19 protein-coding genes and 1 pseudogene are annotated in these 20,411 nt (G+C 70.8%); 13 read left to right on the top strand and 7 right to left on the bottom strand.

The window, feature by feature from the left end:
- Positions 1-62 precede the first annotated feature (62 nt).
- Positions 63-797, top strand: a complete 735-nt coding sequence (locus ABE438_RS13815; RefSeq protein WP_346503218.1) for a TerC family protein — start codon at positions 63-65, stop codon at positions 795-797.
- Positions 798-828: 31 nt separating this feature from the next.
- On the opposite strand, the gene ABE438_RS13810 is transcribed toward ABE438_RS13815, so the two are convergent.
- Positions 829-1,440 (bottom strand): 4'-phosphopantetheinyl transferase family protein, encoded by a 612-nt coding sequence (locus tag ABE438_RS13810; RefSeq protein WP_346503217.1) that lies wholly within the window; start codon positions 1,438-1,440, stop codon positions 829-831.
- A gap of 111 nt (positions 1,441-1,551) precedes the next feature.
- On the opposite strand from ABE438_RS13810, the gene ABE438_RS13805 reads away from it, so the two are divergent.
- The 4 genes from ABE438_RS13805 (at position 1,552) to ABE438_RS13790 (ending at position 4,617) form a co-directional block, all read left to right on the top strand.
- Entirely contained in the window at positions 1,552-2,283 is a 732-nt protein-coding gene (locus ABE438_RS13805; protein ID WP_346503216.1) for an AzlC family ABC transporter permease, read from the top strand.
- Positions 2,270-2,587 (top strand): AzlD family protein, encoded by a 318-nt coding sequence (locus ABE438_RS13800; protein ID WP_346503215.1) that lies wholly within the window; start codon positions 2,270-2,272, stop codon positions 2,585-2,587. The genes ABE438_RS13805 and ABE438_RS13800 overlap by 14 nt, the downstream gene beginning before the upstream one ends.
- Positions 2,588-2,765: 178 nt before the next feature.
- Positions 2,766-3,632, top strand: coding sequence for a branched-chain amino acid aminotransferase (locus ABE438_RS13795; RefSeq protein WP_346503214.1), 867 nt, complete (start codon positions 2,766-2,768; stop codon positions 3,630-3,632).
- 4 nt (positions 3,633-3,636) lie between these two features.
- Entirely contained in the window at positions 3,637-4,617 is a 981-nt protein-coding gene (locus tag ABE438_RS13790; RefSeq protein ID WP_346503213.1) for an NAD(P)H-dependent flavin oxidoreductase, read from the top strand.
- Positions 4,618-4,624: 7 nt separating this feature from the next.
- On the opposite strand, the gene murJ is transcribed toward ABE438_RS13790, so the two are convergent.
- The gene (gene murJ / locus ABE438_RS13785) at positions 4,625-6,151 is read right to left on the bottom strand and encodes a murein biosynthesis integral membrane protein MurJ (protein WP_346503212.1); all 1,527 of its coding nucleotides are present in this window, start codon (positions 6,149-6,151) and stop codon (positions 4,625-4,627) included.
- Positions 6,152-6,255: 104 nt separating this feature from the next.
- Positions 6,256-7,278, bottom strand: coding sequence for a glycosyltransferase family 2 protein (locus tag ABE438_RS13780; protein WP_346503211.1), 1,023 nt, complete (start codon positions 7,276-7,278; stop codon positions 6,256-6,258).
- A gap of 107 nt (positions 7,279-7,385) precedes the next feature.
- Between ABE438_RS13780 and ABE438_RS13775 the strand changes: the two genes are divergently transcribed.
- Both ABE438_RS13775 and ABE438_RS13770 read left to right on the top strand, forming a co-directional pair.
- A complete protein-coding gene (locus tag ABE438_RS13775) occupies positions 7,386-8,216 on the top strand; it encodes a ChbG/HpnK family deacetylase (protein WP_346503210.1) in 831 nt (276 codons plus the stop codon).
- Positions 8,217-8,330: 114 nt separating this feature from the next.
- Positions 8,331-10,025, top strand: a complete 1,695-nt coding sequence (locus tag ABE438_RS13770; protein WP_346503209.1) for a methyl-accepting chemotaxis protein — start codon at positions 8,331-8,333, stop codon at positions 10,023-10,025.
- Positions 10,026-10,097: 72 nt separating this feature from the next.
- On the opposite strand, the gene ABE438_RS13765 is transcribed toward ABE438_RS13770, so the two are convergent.
- A complete protein-coding gene (locus ABE438_RS13765; RefSeq protein WP_346503208.1) occupies positions 10,098-10,697 on the bottom strand; it encodes a superoxide dismutase in 600 nt (199 codons plus the stop codon).
- Positions 10,698-10,971: 274 nt separating this feature from the next.
- Here ABE438_RS13765 and ABE438_RS13760 point away from each other — a divergent pair, with 274 nt between their 5' ends.
- A complete protein-coding gene (locus tag ABE438_RS13760) occupies positions 10,972-12,534 on the top strand; it encodes a hypothetical protein (RefSeq protein WP_346503207.1) in 1,563 nt (520 codons plus the stop codon).
- Between the two features lie 40 nt (positions 12,535-12,574).
- Here the strand turns inward: ABE438_RS13760 and ABE438_RS13755 are convergent, their stop codons facing one another.
- Positions 12,575-14,731 (bottom strand): S9 family peptidase, encoded by a 2,157-nt coding sequence (locus ABE438_RS13755; protein WP_346503206.1) that lies wholly within the window; start codon positions 14,729-14,731, stop codon positions 12,575-12,577.
- A 390-nt stretch (positions 14,732-15,121) separates the two neighbouring features.
- Here ABE438_RS13755 and ABE438_RS13750 point away from each other — a divergent pair, with 390 nt between their 5' ends.
- The 3 genes from ABE438_RS13750 to ABE438_RS13740 all read left to right on the top strand — a co-directional run bounded on the left by ABE438_RS13750 (position 15,122) and on the right by ABE438_RS13740 (position 17,078).
- Positions 15,122-15,538: a Ros/MucR family transcriptional regulator gene (locus ABE438_RS13750; RefSeq protein ID WP_346503205.1), complete on the top strand. Its 417-nt coding sequence runs from the start codon at positions 15,122-15,124 to the stop codon at positions 15,536-15,538.
- 371 nt (positions 15,539-15,909) lie between these two features.
- On the top strand, positions 15,910-16,293 hold the full coding sequence (locus tag ABE438_RS13745; RefSeq protein ID WP_346503204.1) for a helix-turn-helix domain-containing protein: 384 nt from the start codon (positions 15,910-15,912) through the stop codon (positions 16,291-16,293).
- On the top strand, positions 16,293-17,078 hold the full coding sequence (locus ABE438_RS13740) for a DUF6456 domain-containing protein (RefSeq protein ID WP_346503203.1): 786 nt from the start codon (positions 16,293-16,295) through the stop codon (positions 17,076-17,078). The genes ABE438_RS13745 and ABE438_RS13740 overlap by 1 nt, the downstream gene beginning before the upstream one ends.
- 16 nt (positions 17,079-17,094) lie before the next feature.
- Here the strand turns inward: ABE438_RS13740 and ABE438_RS13735 are convergent, their stop codons facing one another.
- Both ABE438_RS13735 and ABE438_RS13730 read right to left on the bottom strand, forming a co-directional pair.
- A complete protein-coding gene (locus ABE438_RS13735) occupies positions 17,095-17,520 on the bottom strand; it encodes a SufE family protein (RefSeq protein ID WP_346503202.1) in 426 nt (141 codons plus the stop codon).
- 87 nt (positions 17,521-17,607) lie between these two features.
- Positions 17,608-17,886 carry a hypothetical protein gene (locus ABE438_RS13730; RefSeq protein ID WP_346503201.1) on the bottom strand — a complete coding sequence of 93 codons (279 nt, stop codon included), beginning with the start codon at positions 17,884-17,886 and terminating at the stop codon, positions 17,608-17,610.
- 339 nt (positions 17,887-18,225) lie between these two features.
- On the opposite strand from ABE438_RS13730, the gene ABE438_RS13725 reads away from it, so the two are divergent.
- Together ABE438_RS13725 and ABE438_RS13720 are read left to right on the top strand one after the other, a co-directional pair.
- Entirely contained in the window at positions 18,226-20,034 is a 1,809-nt protein-coding gene (locus tag ABE438_RS13725) for a sensor histidine kinase (protein ID WP_346503200.1), read from the top strand.
- A gap of 18 nt (positions 20,035-20,052) precedes the next feature.
- Positions 20,053-20,411, top strand: a pseudogene (locus ABE438_RS13720) (hypothetical protein); the annotation flags it as partial.

Here is a 20,411-nt window from a genome sequence, read left to right as displayed (position 1 = left end):
GCTCGTCGGGACTTCCACGAAGCCGGTCGAAACCGGTGTGACCCAAGGGAACTGAAGCCATCATGGACTTCGCATCATCGACCTTCTGGACATCCCTGCTCCAGATCATCTGGATCGACCTGCTGCTCTCGGGCGATAATGCCGTGGTCATCGCGCTGGCGGTGCGCTCGCTGCCGGAGAAGCAGCGCAAGCTCGGCATCCTGCTCGGCGCCGGCGCCGCCGTGGCGCTGCGCATCTTCTTCGCGGTCATCGTCACCTATCTGCTCAACATCCCCTTCCTGAAGGTGGTGGGCGCGCTGCTGCTATTCTGGATCGCGATCAAGCTCGCCACCGGCGAGGAGGAAGAGCACGGCGACATCCAGGCCAGCGACAATCTCTGGAAGGCGGTGCGCACCATCGCCATCGCCGACGCGGTGATGAGCCTCGACAACGTGCTGGCGATCGCCGCGGCGGCGCGCGGCCATTTCGAGCTGTTCATCTTCGGCCTGCTGCTGACCATCCCGCTGATCGTCTTCGGCGCGCGCCTGCTCTCCTCGGTGCTCGAACGCTTCCCGATCCTGATCTGGTTCGGCGCGGCGCTGCTCGGCTGGATCGCCGGCGAGATGCTGCTGAGCGACATGGCGGTGATGCAGTGGCTCCAGGTCCACATGCCGACCTGGATCAACACCGTGCCGGTCAGCGACGTGAACCCCGCCGGCCTGGCCCCGGCCAAGGTGCCGTTCTACACGGCGGCCGTGATCGGCGCGGCCTTCGTCTGCTCGGTCGGCTACCTGCTGAAGAAGCGCCGGGCGGCCTGACCGACGCGAGCGCCGGCCGCCGGCCGGCGTCTCACCGCAGGATCACCAGGGCGGCGGCCATGACCTCGTGGCCGCCGTTTCGCGTCAGGACATGGCCGAAGCCCGGCAGCGTCGTGCCGCGCTCCGGATCGGCGAGGACGAAGCCGTTCGCTTCGGCGAGCGTTACCGCGAAACTCTCGGGCGGCCGCAGGAAGCCGGTGCCGAGCGCCTTCACATAGGCCTCCTTGGCGCTCCACAGGCGGGCGAAGGCGAGCGGCCGCGCGTCAGGGGCGAGGCGCTGGAGGGCGCGGCGCTCGTCCGGGTGCAGCAGCGCCAGCGGCGGTTCGGTCCCGGGCGCGACGGCCTCGACATCGACGCCGAGCGGCCACGTCCCGAGTGCGACCGCGACCACGCCGCCGCGCGTCGCCAACGACAGATGCAGGCCGGTCCCGGCCGGGCCGGCGAGAACGGGCCGGCCGGCGGGCTCGTGCGCGAGGGCGATGGCGGCCGTGTCCAGGCCGAGCTGCCGCGCCAGCGCGGCACGCGCCACGCTGCGGCGCAGGGCCGAGCGCTCGGCGAGGTTGGCGGGGCGCTGCGGCGTCTCCAGCAGCCAGGCGGCCGGAAGGGAGGGGGCGTGCGCATCGGCGGAACTCAGCCAGATCATGAAGCGACCCTACCCGCGCCCCGCCTGCCGGGAAACCGACCTGCGCCGGGCTCATGCGGCGGCTGCGACGGCCGGCGTTGACGAAGCGGCGGCGACAGGATCGAAAAAGCCATGTCCTCCAAACACGATGACGACCTTTCGACAGGGCCGGCTCCCCTGACCCTGGCCGGCATGCTGCTCGGCGCGCGGCTCGTCTCCGTGCTGCTGCCGGGCGTGATCGTCTTCGCCGTCGCCTTCGGCGCGGCGGCGGCCGGCAAGGGGCTGCCGCTCTCGGAAGCGATGGTGATGAGCGCGCTGGTCTATGCCGGCGTCTCGCAGCTCGTCGCGATGGAGCTCTGGCGGCCGGAATGGACCTGGGGCGCGATCGCTGGCCTCGCCGCCGTCACCGCGACGGTGAATGCCCGAGCGGTGCTGCAGGGGGCCGCGCTGCAGCCTTGGTTCGGCCGCTATCCCAAGGCGGTCAACGCGGTGCAGCTCTTCTTCTTCACCGACGCGAACTGGCTGATCGGCACGCGCTACCGGGCCGAGGGCGGGCGCGATCTCGGCGTGGTCTTCGGCGCCGGCCTGCTGCTCTGGGCGGTCTGGCTGGCGGCGACGCTGCCCGGCTATCTGCTCGGCTCGCTGGTCGCCGATCCGCGCCGCTACGGCATCGACATGGTGATGCCGATCTTCTTCGCCGCGATGATCGTGCCGGTCTGGCGTGGCAGGCGGGCGGCGATGCCCTGGCTGGTCGCCGGTGTCGTCGCGCTGGTCACGGCGCGCCTCGTCGACGGCTACGCCTTCATCATCGTCGGAGCCCTGTCCGGGGCCGTCACCGGAGCGCTGCTCGATGACGATGCCTGATCCCGGCCCCTGGGGCGCCTATATCGCCATCCTCGCCATGGCGGTGGCGACCTATCTCTGCCGCATCTCGGGCGTGGTGCTGATGGGCTTCATCCCGCTGACGCCGCGTGTCCGGCGCGGGCTGGCGGCGCTGCCGGGCTCGATCATCTTCGCCACCGTGCTGCCGCTGGTCGACCGGCTCGGGCTCGCGGCCGGCTTGGCGCTGGCCGCGGCTGTCCTGAGCATGGTCCTACGTCGCAGCGAGCTGCTCGCTCTGCTGGTCGGCATGGCCACCGTCTCGCTGGCGCGCGCACTCGGGCTCTGACGCTTCGCCGGCGCTTGCCAAGGCGATTGGGCGCGATTGCCCCTGACGCGCATCGGGCGGCAGGGCTATGATCGCGGCATCCACCGCTTTCGCAGGGCCGCGACGCCGGCGATCGTTGACGGTGCAAGGCGGGCGGCCGAGGTTTCGGCCCTGACCGCGTGAGCGAATGGAGCGTAGCATGGCCTGGTATTCCCAAACCTGGAGCTGGTTCGAGGGCGAATGGCTCGAGGGCAATCCCGGCATCATGGGGCCGCGCACCCATGCGACCTGGCTCGCCTCCAGCGTCTTCGACGGGGCGCGCTGCTTCGACGGGGTGATGCCCGATCTCGACCTGCATCTCGGCCGGGTGAACCGTTCGGCCGAGGGGCTCGGGCTCAAGGCGACGATGACGGTCGAGGCGATGACCGCGCTGGCCGGCGAGGGCGTGCGCAAGTTCGCTCCCGGCACGGCGCTCTACATCAAGCCGATGTACTGGGCGGAAGCCGACGGCCTCTCCACCATCATGGGCGATCCCGAGACCACCAAGTTCTGCCTGTGCCTGTTCGCCGCGCCGATGGGCGACCCCGGCAAGGGCTTCTCGCTGACCAAGGGCGCCTATCGCCGCCCGACGCTGGAGACCATGCCGACCGATTCCAAGGCCGGCTGCCTCTATCCGAACAATGCCCGCATCCTCGCCGAGGCGAAGGGAAGGGGTTTCGACAACGCGCTGGTGCTCGACATGCTCGGCAATGTCGCGGAGACCGGTACCTCCAACATCTTCCTCGCCAAGGACGGCGTGGTGCGCACGCCCGTGCCGAACGGCACCTTCCTGAACGGCATCACCCGCCAGCGCACCATCGGGCTGCTGCGCCAGGATGGCGTCACCGTCGAGGAGACCTCGCTGACCTATGAGGATTTCCTCCGGGCCGACGAGATCTTCTCGACCGGCAACTATTCGAAGGTGATGCCGATCTGGAAGATCGACGACCGCGAGCTGCCGCAGGGCCCGCTCTTCCGCCGGGCGCGCGCGCTCTACATGGACTTCGCCCACGCCAGGAAGGGCTGAGCCCATGGCCCGCCTGTCGACACGGCTGACCGAGCGGCTGGGCATCGCCCATCCCATCCTCTCGGCGCCGATGGCGCTGGCAGGCGGCGGCGCGCTCGCGGCCGCCGTGACCCAGGCCGGCGGGCTCGGCCTCGTCGGCGGCGGCTACGGCGATTCGCGCTGGCTCGCCGCCCAGGCGCAGGCGGCGGGCAATGCCCGCACCGGCTGCGGCTTCATCACCTGGTCGCTGGCCAGGCAGCCGCATCTGCTCGGCGAGGCGCTCGCGCGGCGGCCGGCGGCGCTGATGCTGTCCTTCGGCGATCCGCGCCCCTTCGCGGCCGAGATCGCCGCGGCCGAGGTGCCGCTGATCTGCCAGTGCCAGAGCCTCGCCGATGTCCGCGTGGCGCTGGAGGCCGGTGCCGCGATCATCGTGGCGCAGGGCGGCGAGGCCGGCGGCCACGGTCATCGCCGCGCCACCTTCCCCTTCGTGCCCGAGGTCGCCGACCTGCTGGCGCGGGAGAGCCCCGAGACGCTGCTGCTGGCCGCCGGCGGCGTCGGCGACGGGCGCGGGCTCGCCGCGGCGCTGGCGCTGGGCGCCGACGGCGTGCTGGTCGGCACGCGCTTCTGGGCGAGCCGCGAGGCGCTGGTCCATGCCCGCCACCATCAGGCGGCGCTGGACGCGACGGGCGACCAGACGGTGCGCAGTTCCGTGCCGGACATCGCGCGCCGGCTCGCCTGGCCGGCGCCGTTCGACATCCGTACCGCCGACAACGCCTTCATCGCGCGCTGGCGCGGGCGGGAAGACGATCTGCGCGCCGTGATCGCAGTCGAGTCGGCCGCCTATGCCGCAGCCTTCGCCGCGGGCGATCCCGAGGAGGCGGCGGTGATCTTCGGCGAGGCGGCGGGGCTGGTGCACGACATTCCGCCCGCCGGAGAGCTGGTCGAGCGCATGGTCGCGGAGGCCGTCGCCTGCCTGCAGTCGGCGGCGGCGCGCATCGTCGACTGAGGCCGCCTCAGCGCAGGAGGCGCCAGAGCCGGGCGGCCCGCAGCGCGCCGAGCGCGATCACCGCATAGACCGTCGCCGCGAGCAGGCAGATCACGCCGACAGCGATCAGCCGCGGCTCGTAGGGGAAGCCGGCGAGCGCGCGGCCGACCGGCCCGGCGACGAGGCGTGCGACGGTCGCCGCGATGCCGGCCGACAGCCCGACGATCAGGATCAGCAGCGGCATGGCCCGGTCCGGGCTGGTCCAGCCCCGGCGCAGCGCCAGCACGTGCAGCGCGCCGAGATTGATCCAGGCGCCGGCGGCCGTCGCCAGCGCCAGTCCCGGTGCGCCATGGTCGCGCCAGAGCAGCAGCTTCAACCCGACATTCACCGCGATGGCGCCGAGCGAGACCAGCATCGGCGTCATCGTGTCGCCGCGGGAGAGGAAGCTCGCGACCTGGGAGCGGATCAGCACGATCGCCGGCAGGCCGACCGCATAGGCGAAGAGCACGCTGCCGGCCGCCGCGCTGGCGCTCGCATCGAAGCGCCCGCGCTCGAACAGCGCCGCGACGATCATCTCCGGCAGGACGAGGAAGGCGGCTGCGAAGGGCGCGGCCGCGACCAGCGTCAGCGCGATCGCGCGGTTCTGCGCCCGCTCGGCGCGGGGCTCGTCGCCGGCCGCCACCGCGCGGCTCATCGTCGGCAGCAGCACGGTGCCGACGCCGATCGCGATCACGCCGATTGGCAGCTGGTAGAGGCGCTCGGCGTAATACAGTGCCGAATAGCCGCCCGCCGGCAGCAGCGAGGCGATGATCGTGTCGGCGAAGAGCGCGATCTGCACGCCGGCGGAGCCGATCACCGCCGGGCCGAAGGCCTTGAGGAAGCCGCGCACATCGCCGTCGATCCGCGGGCGGGTCAGAGCCGCGGACACGCCGGCGCGCCGTGCCGCGCCCCAGAGCAGCAGCCATTCCAGCACGCCCGCCACGGCCACGCCCCAGGCCGCGGCATGCGCCGCGCTCGGGAACAGGAAGGCGACGCCGAGCGCGGCGATCAGGCAGATGTTGAGCAGGATCGGCGCCGCCGCCGCCGCCGCGAAGCGATCGACCGCGTTGAGGTTCGACGAGAGCAGCGTGACGAGCGTGATGAACAGCAGATAGGGGAAAGTTATCCGCGTCAGCGTCACCGCCAGCGCGAAGCGCTCGGGATCGCCGGAGAAGCCAGGCGCCAGCAGGCGCACCAGTTCGGGCATGAAGGGCAGCGCCAGCCCGAGCAGCGCCAACTGCACGATCAGGTTGAGCGTGAAGACCCGGTCGGAGAACTGCATCGAGGCGGCGTTGCCCGAGCGCTCGCGCACCTTGGTGAAGGCGGGGATATAGGCCTGGTTGACCGCGCCCTCGCCGAAGATCGTGCGGAAATGATTGGGCAGGCGCAGCGCGACCGAGAACGCGTCCATCAGCGCGCCGGCGCCGAGCACGGCGGCCAGCACGATGTCGCGGGCGAAGCCCGTCAGGCGCGACAGCAGCGTGAAGCCGCTGACCGAGAGGATTTTCTTCAGCATCCGGCCTCTCCGGGCCGCCGGGAGGGGCGGGCCGCGAGCGTCGGCATAGCCGCGCCGCCGCGCCGGGTCCAGTGCGGGCAGGGCGGCGGGGCCGGCGACGGCGGCTAGCGGATCAGCGGCGGCAGCGCGTCGCCGCGCGGATGCACGCTCTCGTCCTTGCGGTAGCCGATGCGCTCGCCGACCAGATAGAGCGGCCGCCGCTTCACCTCGGCGAAGATACGCCCGACATATTCGCCGATCAGCCCGAGCGAGATCAGCTGGATGCCCGAGAAGAACATGATCGAGACGATCAGCGAGGGGAAGCCGGGCAGGTCGGTGCCGAACAGCAGGGTGCGGACCAGGAAGAACAGGCCGGTCAGCGCCGCCGCGAAGGCGATCAGCATGCCGAGCCAGGTTGCGATCTTGAGCGGCACCGTCGAGAAGGAGGACAGCCCGTCGAAGGCGAAGCCGAACAGCTTGCGATAGCGGAACTTGGTCTGCCCGTGCATGCGCTCGGCGACAGCGAAGGGCACGCCGGTGCCGGGGAAGCCGACCCAGGCATAGAGCCCCTTGGAGAAGCGGGCCCGTTCCGGCAGAGCGCGCAGCGCCTCGACCACGCGCCGGTCGAGCAGGCGGAAATCGCCGGCGCCCTCGGGCAGCTCGGTCTCGCCGAAGCGCGCGAACAGCCGGTAGAAGGCCTTGGCGAAATTGCGCTTGAGCTGGCTTTCGCCGTCGCGGTCGGTGCGCTGGCCGTAGACGTTGAGGTAGCCCTCGCGCCATTTCTGCAGGAAGAGCGGGATCACCTCGGGCGGATGCTGCAGGTCGGCGTCCATGATCACCACCGCATCGCCGCGGGCATGGTCGAGCCCGGCCGCGATGGCGATCTCCTTGCCGAAATTGCGGCTGAACGAGATCGCGTTGACGCGAGGATCCTGCGCGTGCAGGCGGCGCAGCACGGCCAGCGTCGCGTCGCGGCTGCCGTCGTCGATGCAGACGATCTCCCAGGAGGCGACGGCCGCGTCGAGGATCGGCTTGAGCCGCTCGACCAGAAGCGGCAGGTTGTCGGCCTCGTCATGGACCGGGACGACGACCGAGAGCTCCGGACGCGACAGGGACGGCGCGGCGTCGGGGTAGGCGGTGGCGGACACGGATTTCGAGGCCCCGTTTGCTGATGAGACACGCCGCGTTCATGCCTGTGCCGCGCGCGCCGGAATGCTATCTAAGCCATGGGCGATGAACGGGAGACAACAGCGCGATGAGCCGTGGCTTCGTGCTCTGTGCCGATGATTTCGCCATGACCGAGGGCGTCAGCCGCTCGATCCTGGAGCTGCTCGACCATGGTCGCCTCTCGGCGACCGGCGCCATGACCAACCGCCCGCACTGGCTGGGTCTGGCGGGCGCGCTCGGCGCCTTCGCCGGGCGGGCCGATCTCGGCGTGCACCTCAACCTCACCTGCGGCGCGCCGCTCGCGCCGATGCCGCTGGTCGCGCCCGGCGGCGAACTGCCGGCGCTGCGCGATCTGGCCCGGCTGGCGCTGCGCTCGGCGGCGGCGCGCCGCGAGATCGCCGCCGAGATCGCCCGGCAGGTCGACGCCTTCGCGCAGCGGCTCGGCCGTGCCCCCGACTTCCTCGACGGTCACCAGCATGTCCATGTACTGCCGGGGGTGCGCCGCGCCGTGCTCGATCTCGTCGCGGCGCGCTATCCTGGTGGCGAAACCTATCTGCGCGACCCGTCGGATTCGGTCGCTGCGATCCGCTCACGCGGCGTCGCGGTGGGTAAGGCATTGGTGATCGCCGGCCTCGCCACCGGCCTGCGCCGGGCGGCATCCCGCCGCGGGATCGTGCTCAATCGCGGCTTTTCCGGCGTGTCGCCCTTCGACCCGGCCCGCGACTTCGGTGCGGACCTCGCGCGCTTCCTGCACCGGCCCGGCCCGCGCCATCTCGTGATGTGCCATCCCGGCTTCGTCGACGACGAGTTGCGCAGGCTCGACCCGGTGGTGGCGACGCGGCCGGTCGAGCATGCGGCTTTGATGGCGTTTCGCCCGCCGGAGGGGCTGGCGCTGTCCCGCTTCCGCGATCTCGGCTGACGTTTCGCCGGCTGACGCAGCGCAATCGAAAATTTACCCCGCGGCGCGATCCTCGCCCGAAGACGATCTTGTCGCGATGGCGCTGTCCTCGCATCGTCGGGGAACTTGATTGCGATGAGCGTATCCAGTCAGTCGGCGATGCGAGCGGGAGACCGGGCGGCGACGCTGCCCGGCGTCGAGACCACGGGCTCCCTCGGCCGGCAGATCGCCGCGGCCGCCGTCGCCATCGTTGCGGTTGCCGTCGTCTTCCTGATGATCGCGCTCACCCGCTACAACGAGACCAAGACCCGCGACGATCTTGAGCAGAAGGTCGTCGCCCTCGGCAGCATGGTGGTCAACGCGGCGCCTCGGCTGGTGCTCTCGCGCGACAACACCACGCTCGGCTACATCCTCGAATCGCTGAAGCGCGACCCGGATTTCGACGCTGGCATTCTCGCCGACGACCTCGCCTCGCTGGCCAGCGCCGGCCGCACCGAGGAGGCCCGGCTGACGCTGACGCCGCGCTATCTCGCCGCCAAGCTCGGTGCCGAGCCATGGGCCGCGCTCGCCGATCGTGACATGATCCGCCTGGAGGACGAGACCTATCTCACCCAGCTGCAGGCGGTCAGGGTCAGCGCCACCGGCAAGATGATCGGCTATGCCGCGATCCGCTTCGACAAGACGCGCCTCAACGCACGCGCCGAGCGCGAGCAGGTCGTGACGATCCTGCTGAGCCTGATCGGGCTGATGATCCTCGGCCCGCTGCTCTGGATCTCGCTGTCGCGGGCGATGCGACCGCTGAAGAGCATGACGCAGGCCATCGTCGCCATCTCGGACGGCGATCTCGACACGCCGCTCGACGGCGAGAAGCGCTCGGACGAGATCGGCGCGATCGCGCGTGCGCTCGGCGTCCTCAAGCTGCGCCTCGCCGAACGCGCCACGCTGCAGCAGAAGCAGTTCTCCGACGAGGCAGAGCGCCAGCAGAGCCAGCAGCGTGTAGAACAGGCCATCGCGCTGTTCCGCAGCGACGTCGGAACTGCGCTCGAAGCCTTCAAGAGCAATGCCGAGCGCATGGGGGAGGCCTCCGACGGCCTCGCCCGCGTCGCGGCCGAATCCGCGGAGCGCGCTGCGCGCGCCGCGCACAACGCGCATGGCGCGTCCGGCAATGTCGAAAACGCCGCCCAGGCGGCCGAGGAGATGGGGGCAGCCATTCGCGAGGTCGAATTCCAGGTGCGCCGCGTGCGCACCGAAATCGTCGAGGCAGCCACCGCCTCGCGTGCAACCGCCGGCTCGGTCGAGGCGCTCGACGACACCGCCCGCGACATCAGCGAGGTGGTGAACCTGATACGGGACATCGCCGCGCAGACCAATCTGCTGGCGCTCAACGCCACCATCGAGGCGGCGCGCGCCGGCGAGGCCGGTCGCGGTTTCGCGGTCGTGGCTTCCGAGGTGAAGAGCCTCGCCGCCCAGACGGCAAGCGCCACAGACCGCATCGTCGCCCAGGTCGGCGCCATCCAGGGTGCCACCGCGGGCGTGGTCGGCGCCATCCAGAACATCGCCAGCCGCATGGGGGCGATCGAGAACTTCGCCAACGCGGTCGCGACCTCGATCGAGCAGCAGGCGATAGCCACCGGCGAGATCGCCTCGGGCGTCGCGATGGCGAGCACCTCGGCGCTGTCCGTCTCGAGCGACCTCTCCGTGCTTGCCGACAGTGTCGAGGAGACCGGGCGCTCGGCAGAGCAGGTGCGCGACGCCGCCGGCGAGGTCTCGGCCCAGGCGCTACGGCTCGACGACACGGTCGACCGCTTCCTGCGCCGCGTCGCCTCCTGAATTTAAGGCATCGCGCCAAAGAAAAACGGGGCCGTCAGGCCCCGTTCGTCGTTCCAGGCCTTGCGCCGGGCTTTAGCCCTTGGCGGAGGCATAGAGCTCAGCGACGTAGTCCCAGTTCACCAGGCTGTCGAGGAAGGCCTTGAGGTAGTCGGGACGACGGTTGCGGTAGTCGATGTAGTAGGAGTGCTCCCAGACGTCGACGCCGAGGATCGGGGTCGCGCCGTGCACCAGCGGGTTCTCGCCGTTCGGGGTCTTGCTGACGGCGAGCTTGCCGCCCTTGACCTCGAGCCAGGCCCAGCCCGAGCCGAACTGGCCGGTGCCGGCGGCGATGAAGTCCTCGCGGAACTTGTCGACCGAACCGAACGAGTCGACGATCGCCTTCTCCAGCTCGCCCGGCAGCTTGCCGCCGCCGTTCGGCTTCATCCACTTCCAGAAGTGCAGATGGTTGTAGTGCTGGCCGGCATTGTTGAACACCGCGGCGTTCTTGCCATAGGAGCCCTTGACGATCTCCTCGAGGGACTTGCCCTCGAATTCCGTGCCCTTGATGGCGTTGTTGCCGTTGTTCACGTAAGCGAGGTGGTGCTTGTCGTGATGGTACTCGAGCGTCTCCTTCGACATGAAGGGCTGCAGGGCGTCGTGGGCGTAGGGAAGGTCGGGAAGGGTGAAGGTCATGTGGCCTCTCCTTGGGCTGTCGAGAAACGCGGCGGTCGAGAATGGCTGCCATGATGAAACGCGGGGCCGGCAGGCCCGACGGAACGTCCACCATTCACGGGATAGTTAAGGTGCGATCGCCGCAGCGGCAACAGGCGCGGAGCCCGGCGGTGATGCGTCCGGGGCTGATGCGCATGCGCCCACCGGGCTCGGTTGGCATCGCATCGCAGTATCGATAGTTTAACGACGAGGCGGCAGACTGTCGCAGCATGTCGTCGCCGCCGAGGAGCGAGCTTTGATCAAGGTTTTCGTCGGTGTCGGGCTGGTTCTGCTGGCGGGTGGCGCCTACGCCGTCGTCGACGGCTGGCCCTATGTGGTTCTCGAGCGCGGCTTCACGCAGGTCATCCTCGGCGGTCTGTCGATCACGGCCGGCGTGGTGCTGCTGGCGCTCGCCGCGACCATCGCCGAGCTGCGGAAGCTGAAGGGCTCGCTGCCGGTGCAGGTTCCGGCCGCGGTGCCGGTTCAGGCGCCCGTGCTGCCGCGCCGCGAGGTCGAGGCGCCGCCCGCGCCGCTGCCGGAGAACGGCCCCGCCGCGATCGAGCCCGTCGGTCCGGCTGCCGATCCCGTCGCCGTCCCTGCCGCCGGCCTGCCACGCGCAGCCGGTCTGGCCGCCGGTGCGGCTGCGGCCGGGCTGGGCGGCCTCGCCGTCGGCGAGGCGCTGCGCGCGGGCCGTGACGAGACCGACGCGAAGCGCGAAGAGCCGGAGGCGGACGAATCCGACGCCGACGCGCCGCTGCAGGCCGCGACCGAGCCGGACGAGCCCGCCGAGCTGGCGGCGGAGCCGATCGATGCCGATGCGGACGACGAGCCCGCCGTGACGAAGCTTGCCGACGAGTCCGGGGCCGATGCGCCTGCGGTCGATCCGGCCGACCCGTTCGAGGCGCTGCTGCGCGACATCGAGGCCGAGCGCGACGAGGAGCCCTCGGGCCGCGAGACGGTGCTGACGCTTCAGGAAGAAAAGACGTTCACCCTGACCGTGCGCGAGAGTGGCGCGGACGACCTGATCGACGCCGATGCCGAGACCATCGACGCCGAGACCATCGAGGCTGAACCGGTCGAAGCGGCGACGACGGAGCCCGTCGACGACGCGGTGGACATTGCACCGGCTGCGCCCGTCGAGACGCTTCGCCCGGCCGAGCCCGTGCTGCCGCATGTCGAGGCCGCGCATGTCGATGCGCCGCGGGCCGAGACGCGCGACGAGCCCGGCCGTGTCTGGTGGCCGCGGCTCGACCGGGACGACGCGCCGGCCCGCGACGAGGCGCCCGAGCCGCAGGACGAGTTCAGCGCGCTGCGCGACCATCTCGCCGGTGCGCTGGCCGAGCCGTCGCCGGAGTCGCGCCGGACGGCGCTCGACCAGGCCGAATCCTGGATGACGCCACGGGCCTGGCCGCCCTCGACTCAGCCGGTAGAGCCCGCGGCGCTCGATGTCCCCGAGGTTGCGTCCGCGGATCTCGGCAGGATCGAGATCGCCGAGGACCGCCGCGAGGCGGAGCCGGAGGTGGGCGCCCTGGATGCGCCGGAACGCTTCGCACCTGCCGAACATGCCGATCTGTCGGCTGACGAGGGCGAGGGCGCTGCCCCCGCCGAAGCCGAGCCGTTCGAAGAGCCCGCGCAGCCGACCGGGCCTGCGGCCTCGGAGGAAGGGATCGTCGGCGCCTATCAGGTCGGCGAGACCCAGTTCACCATCTATGCCGACGGCTCGATCCAGGCCCGCACGCCCGATGGCGACTACACCTTCGGCTCGATGGACGAGCTCAAGGCCTATCTCGCCGACGAGAAGAGCCGCCTCGACAGCTGAGCGTCGACCGGCCGGCGCCACGCGGCGCCGGCGATGAAGGTCAGGCGTCCGGCCAGCCTGCGCCGGTCGCTGTGATGGCGAAGGCGTAGGCGAGGGCGGTTTCCTTCAGCGAATCGAAGCGCCCGGCCGAGCCGGCATGGCCGGCATCCATATTGGTGTGCAGCAGGATCGGCCCGCCGCCGGTCATGGTGGCGCGCAGCCGGGCCACCCATTTCGCCGGCTCCCAATAGGTCACGCGCGGATCGGTCAGCCCGCCCATGGCCAGGATCGGCGGATAGGCTTGCGCCCTGACGTTGTCATAGGGCGAATAGGCCAGGATGGTGCGGAAGGCCTGCGCGTCGCGGATCGGATCGCCCCATTCCGGCCACTCCATCGGGGTCAGCGGCAGGGTCTCGTCGAGGATCGTGTTGGTCACATCGACGAAGGGCACCTCGGCGACGATGCCGGCGAACAGAGCGGGTGCCATGTTGGCGATCGCGCCCATCAGCATGCCGCCGGCGCTGCCGCCCTGCGCCACGATGCGTCCGCGCGCCGTATAGCCCTCGGCCGCCAGCATCTCGGCGACGGCGATGAAGTCGGTGAAGGTGTTGCTCTTCTTCTCGCGCTTGCCGTCGCGATACCAGCGCCAGCCCTTCTCGGTGCCGCCGCGGATATGGGCGATGGCGTAGACGAAGCCGCGATCGACTAGGCTGAGCGGCCGGGTGCGGAAGGCCGCCGACATCGCCGAGCCATAGGCGCCGTAGCCGTAGAGCAGGCAGGGCGCCGAGCCGTCGAGCGGCGTGTCGCGGCGGTGGAGCAGCGAGACCGGCACGGTTTCGCCGTCGGGAGCCGTCGCGAAGATGCGGCGCACCGTGTAAGCCTCGGGATCATGGCCCGACGGCACCTCCTGCCGCTTCACCAGCGTCCGTTCGCCCGTCGCCATGTCGTAGTCGAACACTTCGGTCGGGCGCGCCATCGAGGCGTAGATCACCCTGAGCCGGTCGGTGTCGAACTCGAAGCCCGGATCGAGGCCGAGCGCATAGGACTCCTCGTCGAAGGCGATGCGGCTCTCGCTGCCGTCGGCGAGCGCCCGGATGACGATGCGCGGCAGCCCGTCCTCGCGCTCCATGCGGATCAGCCGGCCGCGCAGGCACAGATGCGAGATGATCAGCCGCCCGGGCACATGCGGGACCAGTTCGCGCCAGTTGGCCGGGTCTGGCGCGTCGATCGGCGCGGTGACGATCTTGAAGTCCTCGGCACCATCGGCGTTGGTGAGGATCAGCAAGTCGTCGCCATGATGCTCGATCTCGTATTGCCGCCCGGTCTTGCGGGCGGCGACGAGACGGGGCTGGCCGGCCGGGTCGGCGAGATCGACGACGCGGACCTCCGAGGTCTCGTGATCGCCGGCCGCGATCAGCAGGAAGCGCTGCGACTGCGTCTCGTCGATGTCGACGAAGACGCCGGGATCGCTTTCCTCGTAGAGCAGTTCGTCGGCCGCCTGCGGCGTGCCGAGCCGGTGGCGCAGCACGCGGGAGGGGCGATGCTCGCCGTCGAGCGCGACATAGACGAAGGCCGAGGCGTCCTGCGTCCAGATCGCCTCGCCGCTGGTGTTCTCGATCCTGTCGGGCAGGTCCTCGCCGCTCGCCAGGTCGCGTACCCGCAGGGTGAACAGCTCAGAGCCCGCACCGTCCGCGCTCCAGGCGAGCAGGCGGTGGTCGGGGCTGTGCACCGCATCGCCGAGGTCGAAGAATTCGCTGTCGGCGGCGAGCGCGTCGACGTCGAGCATGATCTGCTCGCGCCCCGGCCGGCCCTTGCGCGAGCCCTCGCGCGGGCGGCGGCAGATCAGCGGGTGCTCGCCGCCGCGCCGGTAGCGCTGATAATAAAGGAACGGCCCGTCCGGCTGCGGCGGTTCGCTGTCGTCCTCTTTGATGCGCCCGCGCATCTCGACGATCAGCGCGCGCTGCAACGCGCGCGTCGGCTTCATCATCCGGTCGCACCAGGCGTTCTCGGCCTCGAGATGGGCGCGGATGTCGGGGGCGAGCAGATCCGGCTCGCGCAGCACGTCGCGCCAGTTCTCGGCCCGCAGCCAGGCGTAATCGTCGGTGAGCGCGACGCCGTGCACGGTCCGCGGCTGCGGGCGGACATCAGCGATGGGCGGGCCGGACCGGCGACCGGAGGCTTTTGGGGCGGAGGCTTGGGGGGTGGCGCGTCGCGACATGGGACTTCTCCGTCCAGGTCCGGTCCGGGGCGGCTGGCCGCATCCCGTCGACCTCGCCCGGCCGGCGAGAGGTAGCCATGGGACGCGGCGCTGGCAAGACAGCCGAGACACGCCGATGAACTACAGATTCAGAATGTCGTTACCGTGTTTGCCGATCGCGGCCAAGATTTTTCAGTGTCTTTCAGGTATTCGTCTCCTCACAATACCACTTGCGGCAGGGGCGGGGGTGCTTTAGACGAATGTATGACTGATCCGCCTCGCGCGGGTTTCCGTTGCGTCAGGCTTCCGCGCTTCTCCCCGGCCGGAGTCTGGGGCGGGTTTTCCTCTCGCGCGACGCCGCGGGCGGTTCATCGGGTCGCCTCGTCAAGAGATCTTATGGAGCACCTTCAAATGGCCGAACAAGACGGCTCGGAATTCATCGAGCTCACCGCCGACATCGTGTCTGCCTATGTTTCGAACAACTCCGTGCCTGCTTCGGAGCTGCCGGCGCTGATCAGCGATGTTCATCAGGCCCTGAGCCGGGTCGTCGATGGTGCCGTGCCGGCCGCCCCGGTCGAGGCGCCGAAGCCGGCCATCCCGGTCAAGAAGTCGATCACGGCTGATTATCTGATCTGCCTGGAAGACGGCAAGAAGTTCAAGTCGCTGAAGCGCCATCTGCGCACGCAGTACAACATGTCGCCCGAGCAGTATCGCGAGAAGTGGGGTCTGCCGCCCGACTATCCGATGGTCGCCCCGAACTATGCCGAGGCGCGCTCGCAGCTCGCGAAGAAGATGGGCCTGGGCCAGCAGCGCCGCAAGCGCCGCTGATCGCAGCCTCCCGCCGCCCTGCCGGGTCGGTCCGCTGGGACCGCTGTCGGCAGCGCAGGCGAGCCCAGGATGATGACGCCGTCGGCAGCAGCCGGCGGCGTTTTTTTGTGCAGCTATACTTGGCGAACCTCACGCGATGAACGTTACGCCATCTGGCCGCGCCGCCGCTGCGCCCGCGGCTAGACGCCGGCTCAATGCCGGCACGCGGCGGGCGAGAGCTCCCGCCGGCCCCCGTCTCGTTCCTGCCATGTCCTGACAGGACTTGTCCCCGCCCAAGCGTCACCGGCCTTGCAGCATCGAAACTAGGAATATAGTCCTTAACACATTAGGCCGCGCTCGCCGTGCCGCCGATCCGCGGGAGGGAACATATCATGAACTCACTATCTGCCCACCCCGGCGAATCGCTGCGGCGCAGCGCCGGTGCCCGTCTCGCGGAGGTCAGCGTCTGCGCCGCCCATGCCATGCCGGTCCCGGCGCTGCGCCAGAGCCTGCGTGGCGTCCGGCGCGTCGCCTTCGCCCGTCAGGTCGCCATGTACCTCGCCCATGTCGGCTGCGGGCTGAATCTCTCGCAGGTCGGCCAGGCCTTCGGCCGCGACCGCACCACGGTGCGCCATGCCTGCGCGCTGGTCGAGGACCGGCGCGACCAGCCCGGCTTCGATCTCGGGCTCTCGGCGCTGGAGGCCGGGCTGATGCGCCTCAACCGCCGTCTGCAGGACGGCCGGCTCCACCATGGCGACCATCCGGAGGATCGGTGATGAGCGAGCTGCATACCGGTACGTCCGGCCGGCTGCTGCGCCACCTGCAGCAACCCGGCGCCTTCGCCGTCCATTCGCCCTTCGGCTGCGGCCGCCTCGCGCTCTACCGTGTCTCCGGTGGGGGCGCGACGCTCGGTGCCGGCTATGTACCGCCGGAGGAAGCTGTCGAGCTGGTCGGCGCCGGCCTCGCCGAATGGTCCGGCAGCGGCAAGGCGAGGCGGCTCGCTCTGCGCGCAGCCGGGCCGGGCCGGACGGTCGCGCAGGACCGGCTCGTCGTCGATGGAGCGCCGCAGCCGGTGCTGCTCGACGAGCGCGAGAGCCCGCTGCTCTGGCTGTTCCGCCGTCGCGGCAAGGACGGCGCACCGCAGATCACGCAGGAGGAGTTCGCCGCCGGCGAGCGCTTCCGCGCCGATCTGACCTTGGCGCAGATGCTGCCGCGCCTGACCGTCAACTGGGATGCCGCGCTTGCAGCCGGGACGCATTCGGCCCGGCATGGCCCGGCCGACGCCTCCGATTCCAGCCTCGCCGCCCGCCAGCGCGCCCGCCGCGCCTGCGACCGGCTCGGGCCGGAGCTGTCCGGGCTGGCGATCGACGTCTGCGGCTTCCTGAAAGGGCTGGACCAGGTCGAGCGGGAGCGGCGCTGGCCGGCGCGCTCGGCCAAGGTGGTGCTGCGGCTGGCTCTCCAGGCGCTGGCCGAGCATTACGGCCTGGCGCAGCCGCCCCGCCCGCCGCGGCCCGGCGGGCATGTCTGGCGCGAGGAGGGCAGCCGGCCGACGTTGGGCTGACCGCAGGCGGGTCGGCTCAGGCGAGCGCCTTGCCCGCGTCCGCCCTGATCCGGTCGAGCATCGAGCGGACGCCATTGGAGCGCTGCGGGGTGAGATGGGCGGCGAGGCCGAGCCGCTCATAGATCGCGAAGGCGTCGGTGGCGAGGATCTCTTCGGCCGTCTTGCCCGAATGGATCGCGATCGCCAGCGCCACCAGCCCGCGCACGATATGCGCGTCGCTGTCGCCGCGGAAGATGAGGCGTGTCGCGGGCCCCGGCCCGCCCTCATAGCCGGTGTCGAGCCAGACCTGGCTGGCGCAGCCGCGGACCTTGTTGGCCTCGCTATGCGCCTCCTCCGGCAGGGGCGCGAGCGCGCGGCCGAGCTCGATCAGATAGCGATACCGGTCGTCCCAGTCGTCGAGCAGCTCGAAATTGGCGATGATCTCGTCGAGGGTTTCGCTCATGGACCTGTCCGGCTGGCCGCCCGCCGGAAGCGCGGGGGCGGACGGGCTGTCTTCCTAGGCCCGCGCGGCGAGGTCAAGGGTGAAGCGTCAGTGGCGCGGCGCCTGGGCCGCTTCCTTGCCGGCGATCGCGGTCGCGGCGAGTTCGAGCATGCGCGCGCGGGTTTCGGGCTCCAGCCCGGCCAGCACCTCGGCGGCCTCGCGCAGGCTGACGGCGCCCTGCATCGCCGCCTTCGGATCGATCTTCGCAAGGATCGCGATCGCCTGCGCCGAATCGATCGGTGCCGGCTCGCCGGTGGCCGACTGCCAGACCGGCGAGTTCAGCGCGATCACCGCGATGATCACCAGGCTGCGAAACAGAAAGCGCATGCTCGTCCCCGTGCAATCCGGAAGCATCCCGACTTCCGATGGGCCCATCATAATCGCGGCCTCGAAACGGCGGGTGTGCGGCAAAGGTTCAATTTGAATCGAATGCGGCCTCGCCTCTTCAGCTTCCGTTCACCCTGAAGCCAACAAGCCTCCACAGGGAACCGATCGGGAGAATTTGAATTAAATATATGACTTTGCAGGTGAAAACCGTTTCCGACGACGCTGTTTCCCTAAGCCGGTGTGCGGTCGTTTTAAGCCCCGCTTAAACGCCCGTGGCGAGGATCGGCTTCAACGAGGCCACGGCGTGTTCGTCGAAGGTCGACAGAGGTTGTGCGTTTGTTGCGTGTCTCCAGCATGATGATGGCGGTCAGGGCGCAGGTCGCGGCGATGGTGCATCCGTCGGCGCAGGCCGAGGCGCGGCTGCGCCAGCGGCATGAGCGCTTCATGCTGACCCGGCTCGGGGCAGGCGCCGCCGCCTTCGCCCTGCTGCCAGCCTATCTCGCCTGGCGCGGCCGGCTCGAGACGCTGGAGCTTCTCGGCCTCGTCGCCATCAGCCTGCCGCTGCTCGCGGCGGTGCTGCTGTCGCGCACCGGCCGGCTCGGTCTCGCCCATGCCATCTCCGCCGCGGCGCTGACCCTGCTCGTCGCCTGCATCGCCGCCGCCACCGGCGGGCTGGCCTCGCCGGCCTTGCTGCTGCTGGCGCTCGTTCCCGCCGAATCGCTTCTGGCCGGTGCCCGCCGCGACGGGCTGCGCGACGGCGCGATCGCGCTCTGCGCCCTGCCGCTGCTCGCCATGCTCGCCGGGCCCGGCCCGGTCGCTGCGCTGCCGCTCTGGCTGGTCGCCGCCGTGCCGGCGCTGGCGCTCGGCCTCGTCGCGGGCGCCGGATTCGGCCGTTTCGGGCGGCGCGAAGCTGCCGCCATCGCGGCCCCTTCGTCGCGACCCGACGGCCGGACCCTGCTGACGCTCGACCATGTCGGCGATCTGGTCACCTGGCACGATGCCGCCGGCGGCGTGCTCTTCGCCAGCGAGGCGGCGCGCGATCTCGCCGGCGCCGCGCCGGCGGAGCTGCTTGGCCGCGGCCTGTTCGAGCGCGTCCACATCGCCGATCGTCCGCTCTTCCTGAAGGCGCTGAGCGACGCCGCCCATGGCGAAGGCCGCGCCGGCGCTTGCATCCGCGTGCTGTTCCTGGCGCCGGCGCCTGAAGACGGCATCCCGGCTCCGGTGGTGCGCTGGCTCGACCTGCAGGCCAGCCGCGTGACCGGCGGCGAGGACGGCGCCGCGGTGGTCTGCGTCTCCCGCGACGTCACCGAGCGCTGCGAGCGCGAGCAGCTGCGCGAGCGCGATCAGGCGCCGCGGGTGCGTGAGCTCAAGTCGTCGCAGTTCCTCGCCACCGTCAGCCATGAGCTGCGCACGCCGCTCAACGCGATCATCGGCTTCTCCGAGATGCTGGGCGGCGAACTCGCCGATACGCTCGACGATCGCCGCCGCAAGGAATACGCCTGCCTCGTCCGCGACGCCGGCCACCATCTGCTCGAAGTGGTCAATGCCCTGCTCGACGTCTCCAAGATGGAGAGCGGGGCGATGACGATCGAGCGCGACACGCTCGACGTTGCGAAGCTGGCTGATGAATGCTGCGCCGTGCTGGCGCTCAAGGCGGAGTCCGGTGCGGTGACGCTGGAGCGCGTGGTCGGTCCCGGCCTGCCGGCGCTGGTCGGCGACAAGCGCGCGCTGAAGCAGATCATGTTCAACCTGCTCTCCAACGCCATCAAGTTCACCCCGCCCGGCGGGCGCGTGACGCTGGCCCTGGTTCGCGACGGCGGCATGCTCGACCTCTCGGTCTCCGACACCGGCATCGGCATCGCCGCCAACGACCTGCCGAAGCTCGGCGACCCCTTCTTCCAGGTCTGCTCCGCTTATGACCGGCCGCATGACGGCACCGGCCTCGGGCTTTCGGTGGTTCGCGGCCTCGTCGGCCTGCACGGCGGCACCGTCGGCATCGAGAGCGCGCCGGGCGTCGGCACCCGCGTCGCCGTGCGCCTGCCGCTGTCGGGCGCCGCCGAGACCGCCGAGCCCGTGCGCATCGCCACCCATGCCCGCGCTCCCCGCCGGGGCCTGGAGACCAAGCAGCCCTTCCGCCTGACCGCCTGACGACCGAGAGCAGAGACGATGTCCGCTACCCTTGCCGCCCGTGCCCGTACGACTGCGACGCTGGCCGTGCCGCCGCGGCGCGCGTCAGCCACGAAGCGCGGCAAGCGCTCGCTCGCGGCGCGCATCCTGTCCTGGCTCGGCCGCCGGCCCGGCCGCGGCCTCGTCGTCGTGCTCTTCCTGGCCACCGCGGTCGCGATCGTGATGAACGCGCTGCTGTTCCAGACGGCGCGCCATCCCGCGCCGCTGCTGAGCGCCGCGCCCGCACCCGCAGCGCCCGTGACGCGCGAGGTCGAGCGCCGCCATGAGCCGGCGGCCGTCGAGCCGCAGGCGTCCGAACCCGCGCCGCTGCAGCCGCTGGAGCCGGCCGTGCTGCCGCC

The organism is Allobosea sp. TWI1241 (assembly GCF_039673065.1).
Classification (GTDB): domain Bacteria; phylum Pseudomonadota; class Alphaproteobacteria; order Rhizobiales; family Beijerinckiaceae; genus Allobosea.
The sequence above is the reverse complement of the archived record's forward strand: the minus strand, read 5'-3'. Positions and strand labels throughout refer to the sequence as shown.

Coding starts and splice junctions, on each gene's coding strand:
- ABE438_RS13815 (WP_346503218.1), top strand. CDS start 63: ATGGACTTCGCATCATCGACCTTCTGGACATCCCTGCTCCAGATCATC.
- ABE438_RS13810 (WP_346503217.1), bottom strand. CDS start 1,440: ATGATCTGGCTGAGTTCCGCCGATGCGCACGCCCCCTCCCTTCCGGCC.
- ABE438_RS13805 (WP_346503216.1), top strand. CDS start 1,552: ATGTCCTCCAAACACGATGACGACCTTTCGACAGGGCCGGCTCCCCTG.
- ABE438_RS13800 (WP_346503215.1), top strand. CDS start 2,270: ATGACGATGCCTGATCCCGGCCCCTGGGGCGCCTATATCGCCATCCTC.
- ABE438_RS13795 (WP_346503214.1), top strand. CDS start 2,766: ATGGCCTGGTATTCCCAAACCTGGAGCTGGTTCGAGGGCGAATGGCTC.
- ABE438_RS13790 (WP_346503213.1), top strand. CDS start 3,637: ATGGCCCGCCTGTCGACACGGCTGACCGAGCGGCTGGGCATCGCCCAT.
- murJ (WP_346503212.1), bottom strand. CDS start 6,151: ATGCTGAAGAAAATCCTCTCGGTCAGCGGCTTCACGCTGCTGTCGCGC.
- ABE438_RS13775 (WP_346503210.1), top strand. CDS start 7,386: ATGAGCCGTGGCTTCGTGCTCTGTGCCGATGATTTCGCCATGACCGAG.
- ABE438_RS13770 (WP_346503209.1), top strand. CDS start 8,331: ATGAGCGTATCCAGTCAGTCGGCGATGCGAGCGGGAGACCGGGCGGCG.
- ABE438_RS13765 (WP_346503208.1), bottom strand. CDS start 10,697: ATGACCTTCACCCTTCCCGACCTTCCCTACGCCCACGACGCCCTGCAG.
- ABE438_RS13755 (WP_346503206.1), bottom strand. CDS start 14,731: ATGTCGCGACGCGCCACCCCCCAAGCCTCCGCCCCAAAAGCCTCCGGT.
- ABE438_RS13750 (WP_346503205.1), top strand. CDS start 15,122: ATGGCCGAACAAGACGGCTCGGAATTCATCGAGCTCACCGCCGACATC.
- ABE438_RS13745 (WP_346503204.1), top strand. CDS start 15,910: ATGAACTCACTATCTGCCCACCCCGGCGAATCGCTGCGGCGCAGCGCC.
- ABE438_RS13740 (WP_346503203.1), top strand. CDS start 16,293: ATGAGCGAGCTGCATACCGGTACGTCCGGCCGGCTGCTGCGCCACCTG.
- ABE438_RS13735 (WP_346503202.1), bottom strand. CDS start 17,520: ATGAGCGAAACCCTCGACGAGATCATCGCCAATTTCGAGCTGCTCGAC.
- ABE438_RS13730 (WP_346503201.1), bottom strand. CDS start 17,886: ATGCGCTTTCTGTTTCGCAGCCTGGTGATCATCGCGGTGATCGCGCTG.